This window comes from Fodinibius halophilus (genome assembly GCF_011059105.1).
In the GTDB taxonomy this organism is placed as follows: Bacteria; Bacteroidota; Rhodothermia; order Balneolales; family Balneolaceae; genus Fodinibius; species Fodinibius halophilus.
Genome location: NZ_JAALLS010000031.1, coordinates 1 through 12,014, shown reverse-complemented (window position 1 = coordinate 12,014; position 12,014 = coordinate 1). Strand labels below are relative to the sequence as shown.

The 12,014-nt window shown below is 42.7% G+C and carries 13 protein-coding genes; 3 read left to right on the top strand and 10 right to left on the bottom strand.

Features of this window, described 5'->3' with window-relative positions; translation table 11 throughout:
- The first annotated feature begins 7 nt into the window (after positions 1-7).
- Positions 8-1,201, top strand: a complete 1,194-nt coding sequence (locus G3569_RS16910; RefSeq protein ID WP_165271269.1) for a lipocalin-like domain-containing protein — start codon at positions 8-10, stop codon at positions 1,199-1,201.
- A 216-nt stretch (positions 1,202-1,417) separates the two neighbouring features.
- Complete coding sequence (locus tag G3569_RS16905) at positions 1,418-3,613, top strand: PAS domain S-box protein (RefSeq protein ID WP_165271268.1); 2,196 nt, start codon at positions 1,418-1,420, stop codon at positions 3,611-3,613.
- A 19-nt stretch (positions 3,614-3,632) separates the two neighbouring features.
- Here G3569_RS16905 and G3569_RS18850 read toward each other — a convergent pair whose 3' ends face one another.
- The 4 genes from G3569_RS18850 to G3569_RS16890 all read right to left on the bottom strand — a co-directional run bounded on the left by G3569_RS18850 (position 3,633) and on the right by G3569_RS16890 (position 4,831).
- Positions 3,633-3,857, bottom strand: coding sequence for a GDCCVxC domain-containing (seleno)protein (locus tag G3569_RS18850; RefSeq protein ID WP_165271267.1), 225 nt, complete (start codon positions 3,855-3,857; stop codon positions 3,633-3,635).
- Positions 3,854-4,315, bottom strand: coding sequence for a MerR family transcriptional regulator (locus tag G3569_RS16895; RefSeq protein ID WP_165271266.1), 462 nt, complete (start codon positions 4,313-4,315; stop codon positions 3,854-3,856). Before G3569_RS16895 ends, G3569_RS18850 begins: the two co-directional genes overlap by 4 nt.
- A gap of 75 nt (positions 4,316-4,390) precedes the next feature.
- Positions 4,391-4,537 (bottom strand): hypothetical protein, encoded by a 147-nt coding sequence (locus G3569_RS18465; RefSeq protein WP_205720265.1) that lies wholly within the window; start codon positions 4,535-4,537, stop codon positions 4,391-4,393.
- Between the two features lie 84 nt (positions 4,538-4,621).
- Positions 4,622-4,831: a heavy-metal-associated domain-containing protein gene (locus G3569_RS16890; RefSeq protein WP_165271265.1), complete on the bottom strand. Its 210-nt coding sequence runs from the start codon at positions 4,829-4,831 to the stop codon at positions 4,622-4,624.
- A 117-nt stretch (positions 4,832-4,948) separates the two neighbouring features.
- Here G3569_RS16890 and G3569_RS16885 point away from each other — a divergent pair, with 117 nt between their 5' ends.
- Positions 4,949-5,485: a DUF421 domain-containing protein gene (locus G3569_RS16885; protein WP_165271264.1), complete on the top strand. Its 537-nt coding sequence runs from the start codon at positions 4,949-4,951 to the stop codon at positions 5,483-5,485.
- 169 nt (positions 5,486-5,654) lie between these two features.
- Here G3569_RS16885 and G3569_RS16880 read toward each other — a convergent pair whose 3' ends face one another.
- The 6 genes from G3569_RS16880 to G3569_RS16855 form a co-directional block, all read right to left on the bottom strand.
- The gene (locus G3569_RS16880; protein ID WP_165271263.1) at positions 5,655-6,107 is read right to left on the bottom strand and encodes a YybH family protein; all 453 of its coding nucleotides are present in this window, start codon (positions 6,105-6,107) and stop codon (positions 5,655-5,657) included.
- Between the two features lie 235 nt (positions 6,108-6,342).
- On the bottom strand, positions 6,343-6,804 hold the full coding sequence (locus G3569_RS16875; RefSeq protein WP_165271262.1) for a c-type cytochrome: 462 nt from the start codon (positions 6,802-6,804) through the stop codon (positions 6,343-6,345).
- Positions 6,805-6,809: 5 nt separating this feature from the next.
- A complete protein-coding gene (locus G3569_RS16870) occupies positions 6,810-7,883 on the bottom strand; it encodes a DUF2231 domain-containing protein (RefSeq protein ID WP_165271261.1) in 1,074 nt (357 codons plus the stop codon).
- A gap of 30 nt (positions 7,884-7,913) precedes the next feature.
- Positions 7,914-9,119, bottom strand: coding sequence for a permease (locus G3569_RS16865; RefSeq protein WP_165271260.1), 1,206 nt, complete (start codon positions 9,117-9,119; stop codon positions 7,914-7,916).
- A gap of 71 nt (positions 9,120-9,190) precedes the next feature.
- Entirely contained in the window at positions 9,191-9,937 is a 747-nt protein-coding gene (locus tag G3569_RS16860) for a copper resistance protein B (protein ID WP_165271259.1), read from the bottom strand.
- Between the two features lie 58 nt (positions 9,938-9,995).
- A complete protein-coding gene (locus G3569_RS16855; RefSeq protein WP_165271258.1) occupies positions 9,996-11,774 on the bottom strand; it encodes a copper resistance system multicopper oxidase in 1,779 nt (592 codons plus the stop codon).
- Positions 11,775-12,014 lie beyond the last annotated feature (240 nt).

Genomic DNA, 12,014 nt, shown 5'->3' with positions numbered 1-12,014 from the left:
ATATATAATGAAAAGATCGTTTTGGTACATTTTTATTCCCCTGATAGTTCTTGGACTGGGATTTGGAGCATGGCATCTGTCTGACGAGGATGCCGAGATAGGTGCTTCGGTTTCGGTGGCAGAAGCGATGGGAGGCGGAGATCTCGAAGGATATAAGAGGGCAACTGGCCCAAAAGAGTTTGAATTCCCGGAAGACCATGCAGCTCATCCCGGTTATAAAACGGAGTGGTGGTATTATACCGGGAATCTTTTTACCCAGGAGGGCCGACAGTTTGGTTACCAGTTCACTATTTTTAGAAACCAGTTAAATCCTACGGGTACTGAAAAAGACAGTGTGCAGACTGATACAGGCTGGAGTACTGATCAGTTGTATATGGGGCATTTTGCGATATCAGATGTAGAAAATGAAGACCATCTGTTTGCAGAACGGTATAGCCGGGGTGCGGCAGGACTGGCCGGGGCCCGGGCAGAACCATATCGCATTTGGTTGGAAGATTGGGAGATTGTGCAGGTGGGTTCAGAAAATGCTACCGACAAACAGTTTCCGGTCCATATAAAAGCGAGCATGGAAGATGGCACAGCTATTGACTTCCATATCAACCCGATAAAACCGTTGGTTTTGCAGGGCGACAAAGGCTATGATCGAAAAGGAGCAGAGCAGGGAAATGCATCCTACTATCTTTCATTTACGCGAATGGATACAGAGGGTATAATCTCAAAGAATGGTCAAAAGTTTGAGGTATCCGGCCTAAGCTGGATGGATCACGAGTGGAGTACTTCGGTGTTAGGTGAAGCCCAGGAAGGCTGGGATTGGTTTTCAATTCAGCTTTCTAACGGCTACGATCTAATGTATTACCAGTTGCACAACGATGACGGATCGATAAGTAAGTTCACCACGGGTTCACTGATTAGTTCGGATGGTACGAAAACTACCATTGATGCCAGTGACGTAACTGTCGAAGTGGTAGACAGGTGGGAAAGTCCCCATAGCAAAGCGATGTATCCCTCATCATGGAAGATGGATATCCCCAAATATAACCTGTCGTTAGATGTAGAGACGCAGTTCCCGGATCAGGAAATGGATATTTCAATACGTTACTATGAAGGGACAGTTGCTGTTTCTGGTCGAATGAATGGGAATGAAGTAGACGGGAACGGTTTTATAGAGATGACGGGTTATGAAGAAGAGCGATCACAATAATTGGCTTAATTGATAGGAAACATTTTTTTGGTAGTATAATAATAGAAAATAGAGCATCACTAACTGTGAACTCCAAATGTTCTAACTCTGTTTATGGAAAAGTAAACGATAATAATAGGATCATGAATTAGGGGGGTATTAAAGAGGTGGGTTTTTACGGTTGTTTGAGGAGCAAAGAGGGTACTAATTATTTAGCTATTTAAATAGAAGGGTTCTATGGAGTTACCAACATTATTTTTTGAGAAGCATCCAAATCCCATGTTGATCTTTGACACGGATACACTGGAGATTCTGGCAGTAAATGAAAGTGCGGTAAAAAAATATGGTTTTACCGAGAAGGAATTTACCCAGCTAACAATTGAGGACATACGCCCGGCCGAGGATATTTCGGAGTTACGAGATCAGCTTCAGGAATTAGAAGATGATGAGTCCAAAATTTTTGATATCGGGACATGGCGCCATCGGACCAAAGATGGTACCATCCTTTATGTGCAAATAGCAACACAGGGATTTCCGGTAAAAGGTCGGAACGCCCGCATTGTTCATGTCCACGATGTCACTGAAATTGTAAAACTAAAGGAGGAGATTGGTGAAGCCTACGAGGAACAGCGTTACCATATCGAGAATAATCCGTTGGCGATGGTAAAGTACGATCACAACTTTAGAGTGATCGAATGGTCAAAAAGAGCAGTAGAGAAAACTGGTTATACCAAAGAAGAAGTCCTTGGGTCAACGGCATTTGAAATTTCACTTTTTGCCGATGATGAGGTTTCTAAAATAAGAGAGCGGATGAGTACTCTTGCATCAGGAGAGAAAGACAAGGATCGGTTTGAAACAGTAATTTATTTAAAGAATGGGAAACCGATGGACGTGATGGTTCATGCTTCTGCACTACGCAACAAAGAGGGAGGGTTAAAATCTGTATTGGCCTTTATCGAAAATATTAGTGTTCGTAAGGAGTATGAGCGAGAATTAGTGAAACGAGAGATGAAATATCATCGCCTATTTGAAGACGCCAATGATGGTATTTTTCTGATGGATGGAGAAAAATTTATTGATTGTAATCATCGTATTGCGGAGATATTTGGTCGAAAAAAAGAAAAATTAATTGGTAAAACTCCTCTGGATTTCTCGCCGGCATACCAGCCGGATGGTACCTTATCCAGTGAAAAAGCAAAGGAAAAAATTAGAGAGGTCCAAGAAGGTAATCCACAGGTTTTTGAATGGATACATCTAAAAAAAACAAATGGACAGGAAGAGGTAGAAGTTCCGGTGGAGATAAGTCTTAATACCATTGAGCTTGATGAACATAACTATTTGCAGGCAATTGTACGTGACCTAACAGATCAGAAGCAAACCCAACGAGAGTTGAGGCGACACAAAGAGTGGTTTGAAAGTTTGTTTGTGGATGCCCCCATTGCTATTGCTATGATTAATACCGACGGACGCGTAAGGCAGGTAAATAATAGTTTTAGTGAGTTGTTTGGTTACTCCAATAAAGAGTTAGCGGGTAAGGATCTGCTGGAGCATCAATTACCGGAAGAGCGTTATGATGAGATTCCGGAACTTTATCAAGATGTGTTTTCAGGTGAGAGATCCTCAAAATATTACGAGGACCAGAGGGTAACAAAAGACGGAGAAGTTAAAGATCTGCTTGTGGGGGCTTTACCCGTTACAATAGATGAGGAAACGATTGGTGCTTTTGGTATCTATACTGATATTACCGATCTCAGAGAAACAGAGGAAAAACTTCAACACTCGCTAAAAGAAAAGGAAATCTTGTTGTCTGAGATCCATCATCGGGTAAAAAATAATCTGGCTATAATATCCGGACTACTGCTTCTTGAAGCAATGAATTGGGAGGAAGGCGGTGAAGTATATCAGGCGTTAATGCAGAGTAAGCATCGAATCCATTCGATGGCGAAAATTCATGAGCAGCTCTACGAGTCCAATGACTTTTCGACAGTGAAGTTGGAAAATTATATTGAGGAGCTCGTGACAACCATCCGTGAGAGTATGAAGGGAGCTAAAAGGGATGTTGAAATTGAAGTAGATTGTGATGAGATCTCTTTAAATATAAATCAAGCCCTGCCTTCTACGCTTATCATTAATGAGCTGATAACAAATGCATTTAAATATGCGTTTGAAGAGGACCGGTCGGGAAAGATTCTGGTAAAATTTAAACAAGAAGAGGATTTAATTACCATTATTGTTCAAGATGATGGGCCGGGCTTGCCTACGCAATTCGAGGAAATGGCAGAACAGTCGTTGGGCCATCAACTCGTGAATCAATTAGTGAAACAGTTGAAAGGAGAGATCCGTGTTAAAAGTAGTCAAAAGAAAGGAACCCGCTATGAAATAAGATTTAAGAAAAAGGAAAGGTCCGGTTCTTCAAGTAATTATTTTGGATGAGACCGGCAGTTCAATACAATTAATTGCAGCAGTTTTTCTCTTGTTGCACCGGCGGGCAGGGATGAGAGCCGTAGGAACAAAAAACGCAGCAATCACCGGGTTCTGGTTTTATAACTTCCCCACAACTCGGACACTCCCAAAAATATTGACAGGAGTCGGTCGGCATTGTTTCATTTGATGAGTGCTCGCAATTAGGACATTTAATAGTTGAGGCTAAAGTGATATCTGTATTCTTGTTATTCATTTTCTTAGTTGTTTTCCGGTTTCACTTTCTCCCTCGAGAGCCTCGAGGATAGGGCAGTCGCCCTTGGGACCGCTGCCTCCACAAGCATCGATGAGATCGACGAGCGTATTTTTGATGCGCTGCAAATCGTCAATTTTGGTTTGCACATCCTGGTACTTTTGTTGGGCTTCTTTTTTAATTTCTGAACAAGAGGTGTCCTCATCCATGCGCAGCTCCAGCAGCTCTTTAATCTCGCTGAGCGTAAAGCCAAGCTCTTGAGCACGCTTTATAAATCTAATTTGATCAATATGCCGCTGGGTAAAGATGCGGTAGCCGGACCGTCGCCGGTCGGGTTCGGGGATCAGCTCTCTTTTTTCATAATAGCGAACGGTTTCCTTGTTGACATTAGCACGGCTGGCCACTTCACCGATTTTGAAGGTGGTGATGCCTTCATACTTTTTTTCTATGTCTTGAAACATAATATTGGGGATGTGAATTAATGGAATTAGAACCATAGAAAAAGGCAGGGATAAGCCTGCCCTAAATAGATAGTATTAATTTTTCTTTACCATGGTTTTACCGCAGCAGCAGGTGGGATTTTGGGTACCGGAACAATCGTTCGGGGCACCTTTTGTTACGGTAACTTCACATCCACAATTCGCATCAGGACATTTATAGACTTCTCCTTTCTTTAAAGGCATAATAGATCCTCCACTTATTAAAGAAACTGATTCACTATTAATATAAGGGCTGTACCATGGTCGAGAGTCAAATAATTTCTGAAATTATTTTTCTGCGGTATAGTTAGCCTCGGCCAGTGCTTCTTTGAACGTATTGAAAGAGGCTTGTTCAGGATTATAGGATACCTCTGCAGATTTATCGTCTATAGATACTGTTGCTTGTTTTACGCCCTCAAGTTCTTCTAAAATTTCAGCAGAACGGTCAGCGCAGCCGCCACAGTGTAAGTCAGGGATGTTGAATTTTAATGTATCCATAATTAGAGATGAGCTAAACAGTTGGGATTATATTTGTTTTAAAAATAAGAAATATAATTCTTATTACATTTTGAGTTAAACAAAAAGCGAAGTCTTTCTTTAATCAATTATATCATTATGCAATTGGATTATTCCTGGATTGGTACTACGTGGAGTGCATTGTTCATGGTTTTACTATCAACCATAGGGATTTATATCATTCTCATAGTTCTTACCCGCATGTCGGGACTTCGGTCATTTTCAAAAATGTCGAGTTTTGATTTTGCGATAACAGTAGCTTTTGGCTCAATTATAGCAAGTACCGTTTTAGCAGAAGATCCCCCACTGCTGCAAGCTGCTGCCGGTCTGATTTCTTTGTTTGGTATTCAAATGATTGTATCCAGTTTACGGGGCAGTTCAACTGTTATGAGCACGTTAGTTGATAATGAACCAATATTGTTAATGCGGGGAACGGAGATATTGGATGAGAATTTAAGAGAAGCGAAAGTGACACATAATGATTTACGAGCAAAGCTGAGGGAAGCAAATGTAACCAAGATGACCCAGATTCAAGCCGTGGTAATGGAATCAACAGGAGATATTGCGGTATTGCATAACGATAGTAAAAATCATGAAATTGATGATTTTCTACTAAAAGGGGTTCGTGATTGGTAAAGATGGAGCTACACAAATATTGTAGGATTGTTTTCGGGTGATCCTTATCCACGCAGCACTGTCAACCACATAGTATGAATTGGATCATGCCGAGATAAGTTTTAATCTTGTTCTCAAAATATTGAGTTTTCAAAACATTGGGCCCCTAAGAGTAATTTTTTTATCGTACCTACCGCGATGACCAGTGCACGGCAGAAATCTTCCACCTGTCTTCCGTTTTAACCAGTACGGCAAGTTCAGCGGACTTCAGATCCATTTCCCGGTCGTTATAAGTGCCCTTCATACTACTTGTCGTTGATACCCAAGCGGTACTTTTGGTCGATTTTACTTTGCGGGATATCACTTTCATATCCATAGCGCTTAGAAATTTGCCGTCGGAGTGAAAGTGGTGGGAGAGGTACTCTTTTTTAGTCTCTATACCTCCTCCTTCCAGGATCCGTGCATCTTTGGTTAACAGGCTGGATGCTTGCTCCTGATCGTTGTCAATAATGGCTGATTTAAAATCATCCAGCACCTGTACAAAGGCTTCTTGATCGTTTGTCATCGTTTTATCGCTGTTTTGGGCAAAAACAGTAGTGGAACTGAACAGTAAAAGTAGTATCGCTGTGTTAAATATTTTCATAGTGACTATGTATTAATTGTTGTGAATTTAGAGATTTAGAAAATCCTCTGTGGCATCCTGTCCGCCGGACGGCGGATCAGGATCTCGCAGAGACCATGACCGTTGTTATGAGTTTATAATTAATCAATATTACTGACCACCGCGAGATCCCGGATCGGGGTCCGGGATGACATAGAGGTTTATGATGTGTTTAAAGCCATCAAACTTAATCTTTAAATATCTCATTTAGTGTTTATTAATCAGATTGACGGGCATTCATTTTAACCCAGCGGTTATAGGTTTTGTCATCCCACAAACTTTGGAAATAGGCAATAACAGCCACTTTTTCTTCCCTGGAGAGTTTATCTTCAAAGGCCGGCATTGTTCCGCCTAACCGTTTTCCACCTTTATTAATGGTTTTCATAAGCACTTTAAAAGGGTGGTGCCAGGTATGGGCCGAGCCGTTCAGCGGGGGCGGGGGAAAAGAGCCGTCAGCATTGCGTTGTTTCCAATCTTCAACAGTTCCTTCGCCGTGCTGTCCGTGGCATTGGGCACAGTTATTGGTAAACACCTGTTTGCCCAACGTGTATTGTTTTTGTGTAAACCAGCGTCCTTCTATAGTTTTTGTTGGTTCGGCTTTCTCAGAACTATTACAACTGATAACGAGAATGGCCGGTGCTATAAAAAGCAGTATGATTACAGAGATTATTTTTTGCATGCCGATTAATTGAGTTGTGTCACACTTATTTTATCGATAAGAATCTGGCCCTGCCCGTTGAGTTTAATGCCGACTTTTCCCCCTTCGGGAGCATCACCATGGCCGTGTACGGCCATTTCTTTGTTGATATAAGCCCTGAAATGGGTACCGTTGGCTACAGTGCGGATAAAAAGCATCTCGGATGCGGAGTAAGATTCTTTGGCAAATACTTCTCGGGATCCATTTTCAACTCGTCCCTGGGAAATGGTTCCCTCAGTATTCAACGTGACAAAATCATAATTTTGAGCATCCTGCAGATGATTAACTAACGAAAGGCTTCCTTCAAAATCGGAGAGATCCAGGTAATAGTCGACCTGTACATTCTGGAATGTACTCTCTTCTACGAAGAAATTGGAAGTAGCATCCACATCCAGCTGTAATAGGTAATTCCCATTACTGCTAACAATTTTGGGTTGTAAATTCGTAGCGGATCCCTCTAGCCACTGAAAATGAGAAAGTAGCGTACTTACACCTGTCGGACCTACTTCCCAACTCCAGCTTCCATTATCTTTTTGGACAAAGGTGGATTTATCGGCATTGCTAAGACTATCCGCAGAAACAGAAGAAGATTCCTGTTGCTGGATCAGTTGCCCGGTTCCTACACTGTAACCAAAGACCATTTCTGCACCGTGATCTCCCGTCTCGTAGAGAAAGAAAATGCCCGGCAATACGGTAATAAATGCAATGGTACGCATCATTTTTTGATCCATAAGCTTAAAATAATGGAACAGTATACGAAGAAGCAGGTAGGCGCCCAGGAACCAGACGGTCCACCACGCCCAGTCGGCATGGCTATTTAATACGTTTTGTGCTTCTGTAGGCATAAAGATACTATCAGCTGCTATGGTTCCGGTATAGTAGGCGGCGACAAGGCTCACGGTGCCGATCCCATATAGGATGGTGGTTTTAAGTTCATCCCACCATTTATCAGGCAGAAAAAAAGTGACTATGTTCATGAATACCGCCAACAGAATAATACCAATGGGGAAGTGAACAAGAATTGGGTGCAGGTTTGGAGCCCATTCAGGGATTAATGCCATAATATTTGACTAATTCTTTTGAGGTTATGGTTATAATAGTTGTGTATAGACAAAAGCTGATAGTCCGACAATATTGATAATAATAAACAACGTTACTGCTACTCTCTTTATCTTTCCTCCACCTTCCATCTTCATCATTTTCATCTCGTGGTTTTGTAAGTATTGTTTGTGCAGCCAAACCAGCCAGCCGGTTACCAATATAAAACCAATGTTCATCCAGAAGGTATAATCAATTTTAAACTGGGTAAGTTCAGCAATGGCTTTCTGGCTTTCTGGGATGATACCTAACATTGAGAAAAGTCCATTTAAAATAAGGGCCGTTAGTACTATGCTAACGAACATGATACTTGCTATATAGAGTGCAACCCGCCAACCGTAGTATTTGGCATTGATGTGTACGAGCGGCGGTACCATAAGGTCGGAGTAGATAAATCCCATGATGCCGGTAAAGAGTACGCCATTTTCATTAAGAACCGTAGCTAATGGGATATTACCCATCGATCCGATAAAGGTAGCCGCAGCTACGAAAGGAGCTACCAAAGCATTTTCAAGGGTAACTAGCCAGTTGGGCAAGTATTGAATGTCGGCCAAAAATAAAGCGGACCAAAATGATGCAGGAACCAGTACAGCTACAAAACCGGCAACAGTAAAACCGATCAGGATATCCTCCCAAGCCATTTTCCAATCGTTGACAAACTTATGGCCAACGAGTTGCCATCCTTCTTTACTTTTCATGCGTTTTTTCCAGTCGAAATCTTCTTCCAGCTGTTCGCCTTCTCCTTCAACTTTCTGCCGGGCCTCATCAAGCCATTCTTTTGGATAGGTCCACTTGATAAGCATGCTACTTATAGCGATTAGAATAAGTCCGCCAATAATCTCGGCCGCCAGAAATTGCCAGCCCAGAAAAATCATTATCAGTATACCCAGCTCAATCACCAGGTTGGTCGAAGCGAACATAAAGGCGACACCGGCAATAAAGTGGGCTCCCTTTTTAATAAGGGCACGGGTTGCAGCAAGAGCGGCAAAAGAGCAGGATGAAGAAGCAGCTCCAAAAAAGGTAGAAAGAGATACGCTTTTGAGGTTAGCTTTGCCCATATGTTTGGTGAGGTTCCCTTTGGGTACAAAAGCTTGAATCATGCCGCTGATAAAATAGCCGAGTATAAAAGCCCATCCCGATTTCCAGAAAAAGCCAAGAGCTGTTTTGGCAGATTCTCCATAAAGACTGATAAAATCCATGTAAATATAAGATTGGTTATTTTAAAATTACCTTTACAAATAACTATAATGCGAATTAACCAATAACAAACTTAGAACCACATACGAACACCGCCTAATAGGCTTAGGGTACTCGGGTCGGCATACATATCAGCGGTTTTTCCCAGCTTGCGCTCCCAGTTGACACCAATATATGGGGCGAATTCCCGTTCTATCTCATATCTCAGCCGAAAGCCCAATTCTATATCGTTAATTCCCGAACGAATACCGTATTCCGGGACATCCTGGAAGGCAAGGGAAGTTTCTATTAGGGGTTGGCCGATGAGTCGTTGGGTGATTGGCAGATCATATTCAGCTTCGAAGGAAGCAGAAATATCACCGTCTTCGCTAATAAATAGGCCGCCGTCGACTTCAAAAAAGTAGGGGGCCATACCCTGGAAACCTATTACGCCAAATCCGCGGGAGAGATTATCGCTGCCTTCATAGATAAGATCGTAGCGAATACCGACCTGTAGATCAAAATAGCGGGAGATCGCCCGGCTGTAAAGTCCCTGGAACTCCAACTCCGTTTCATTTTGAGTGGTCAGAGCTTCTCCGTCCGACTTAAACCAGAACTTGTGCAGGTCTTTGCCAATATAGCCTTGCAGTTCCCACATAATGGGATTAGGTCCCGGCAGGCTCTGGTATTCCAGCTTATCCGCGATGATATAGGTATAGGTTTTGTTATCCATCAGCAGGTCATTGCTGAACTCCGGTGCCTTTTGTGCTACAGCGGTGTTACTGCTTACAAACAGTATCATCAAAAATACTGCAGAAAGAAATATACTTAATTGTCGCATAATCTTAACTCTTCTGGATATCATAATTTGTTTTAAAATACTTTTGATGGCTTTTGACTTAATAGATATTCCCATTTTCGTCGCTTACCTGTACGACCCGGAACATTCCCATTTCCATGTGATATAGAATATGGCAGTGAAATGCCCAACGGCCTTTATCACGGGGGGTAATAAGGGCCGAAATGCGTTGGGCCGGTTGTACCAACAGTGTATGTTTTCGGGGATTATATTGCCCGTTACCGTTTTCCAGCTCCATCCACATACCATGCAGGTGAATAGGGTGCTCCATCATAGTATCATTAACCAGGGTAAGCCGCAGTCGTTCGTTGTGTTTAAAATCGATGGGGCCATCCACTTCATGGAACTGCTCACCGTCAAACGACCACATATAGCGTTCCATGTTCCCGGTCAGGTGTAGCTCCACCTCCCGTTCGGCATCTCGTTTATCAATATTTGGTTTTAGGCTTTTGAGATCATTATAGACCAGTACATCACGTCCGTCGTTGCCCAGGCCGATGCCGGGCTCGTGGAGCCGGTCAAACTGGTTTTGCGCAATGGCAGCAGCACCTATACCGTGAGTATCGGGACCGTGTTTGACAGGAGGCTTTATCTTGGACATCTGCATATCCATATTTCCACCCTTCATATCCATGTCTTGGTGTCCCTGATCCATTTTCATATCCATTCCACCCATATCCATCTTCATGCCCATGTCTTTCATGCTGCGTTTCGGGCGTGGACGCAATTCAGGTACGGGGGCTTCCATCCCTTCCTGCGGGGCAAGGGTCCCTCGGGCATAACCACTGCGATCCAGTGATTCAGCAAAAATGGTATAGGCTTGTTCATCTTCCGGCTCTACGATAACGTCGTATGTTTCGGCAATACCAATGCGAAACTCGTCGATAGGTACCGGTTTCACATTTTGTCCGTCGGCTTGAACCACAGTCATTTTGAGACCGGGAATACGCACATCAAAGATGGATCCGGCCGAGGCATTGATAAAACGAAGCCGTACTTTTTCTCTTTTTTCGAACAGGGCGTTCCAGTTTGATTGTGGACCGCGGCCGTTCATCAGATAAGTATACATGGCGCCGGTAGTATCGGCGAGATCAGTAGCACTCATTCCCATCTTGCCAAAGGAGAGGTAATCTTTGAGAGCTGTTCCCATTCCTTTTTGTTTCGCATCTTTAAAAAATTCGCCCAGCGTTCGTTTTTGATAGTTATAATACCCTTCAGACTTCTTAAGGTTTGCGAGCACTTTATAAGGATTCTCAAAAGTCCAGTCGGAGAGTACCACTGGGAAATCCCGATCATATTCTACGGGGTCTTCATCCGCAGGATCAATAATGAGTGGACCGTAGTGTCCCAACTGTTCTTGAAGTCCCGAGTGACTGTGATACCAATACGTACCATTCTGTTTTACTGGGTAACGGTATTCAAAAGTGGTACCGGGTGCAATACCGTCAAAACTTACCCCGGGCACGCCATCCATCTGGAAAGGGAGAATAATTCCATGCCAGTGGATCGATGTTTCTTCATCAAGATTATTTGTTACTCGCAGCAGCACATCCTGTCCTTCTTTCAGGCGAATAATGGGACCGGGCACCGTGCCGTTAATACCGATGGCTTCTCCTTCTTTTCCGTCAATACTCTTGGGCATTTTCCCGATCGTTAGGTCGATAACATTATCGGGGCCTTGGGGAGTGAGAATATCTCGATCTTTTAGATTGGCAAAAGCATAAGTTGGTAAAACCGTACTAAGACCTGCCATGGCAGCCATTGAGGCTGTATAACGCAGAAAAGTTCGTCGGCTAATGATATTAGAATCGTCGTTCATTGTAATTTCACTTTTAAATTATGTAATGAAAAATGATACGATAAATATTGAGCAAGACAATGGAGTTTAAGAAGAGAGAAATCCGCGCCTACGGTTCTCATAAAAGTATAAAATTGAGTCTGCTCTGTATATTGTAGTCTATAACGCTTTCCTAACATAATGAATGAACCTTAAATCAAGCTTAAAAGGCTAAAAAAATTATTGGGTGTGGAATTGCTACAAAAAAATGGACAGTGAGTT

Bases quoted from the DNA above. Each gene is read 5' to 3' on its own strand.
- G3569_RS16860 (WP_165271259.1), bottom strand. From the start codon at position 9,937: ATGCGACAATTAAGTATATTTCTTTCTGCAGTATTTTTGATGATACTG.
- G3569_RS16865 (WP_165271260.1), bottom strand. From the start codon at position 9,119: ATGGATTTTATCAGTCTTTATGGAGAATCTGCCAAAACAGCTCTTGGC.
- G3569_RS16880 (WP_165271263.1), bottom strand. From the start codon at position 6,107: ATGAAAATATTTAACACAGCGATACTACTTTTACTGTTCAGTTCCACT.
- G3569_RS16905 (WP_165271268.1), top strand. From the start codon at position 1,418: ATGGAGTTACCAACATTATTTTTTGAGAAGCATCCAAATCCCATGTTG.
- G3569_RS16890 (WP_165271265.1), bottom strand. From the start codon at position 4,831: ATGGATACATTAAAATTCAACATCCCTGACTTACACTGTGGCGGCTGC.
- G3569_RS16910 (WP_165271269.1), top strand. From the start codon at position 8: ATGAAAAGATCGTTTTGGTACATTTTTATTCCCCTGATAGTTCTTGGA.
- G3569_RS18850 (WP_165271267.1), bottom strand. From the start codon at position 3,857: ATGAATAACAAGAATACAGATATCACTTTAGCCTCAACTATTAAATGT.
- G3569_RS16855 (WP_165271258.1), bottom strand. From the start codon at position 11,774: ATGAACGACGATTCTAATATCATTAGCCGACGAACTTTTCTGCGTTAT.
- G3569_RS18465 (WP_205720265.1), bottom strand. From the start codon at position 4,537: ATGCCTTTAAAGAAAGGAGAAGTCTATAAATGTCCTGATGCGAATTGT.
- G3569_RS16895 (WP_165271266.1), bottom strand. From the start codon at position 4,315: ATGTTTCAAGACATAGAAAAAAAGTATGAAGGCATCACCACCTTCAAA.
- G3569_RS16885 (WP_165271264.1), top strand. From the start codon at position 4,949: ATGCAATTGGATTATTCCTGGATTGGTACTACGTGGAGTGCATTGTTC.
- G3569_RS16870 (WP_165271261.1), bottom strand. From the start codon at position 7,883: ATGGCATTAATCCCTGAATGGGCTCCAAACCTGCACCCAATTCTTGTT.
- G3569_RS16875 (WP_165271262.1), bottom strand. From the start codon at position 6,804: ATGCAAAAAATAATCTCTGTAATCATACTGCTTTTTATAGCACCGGCC.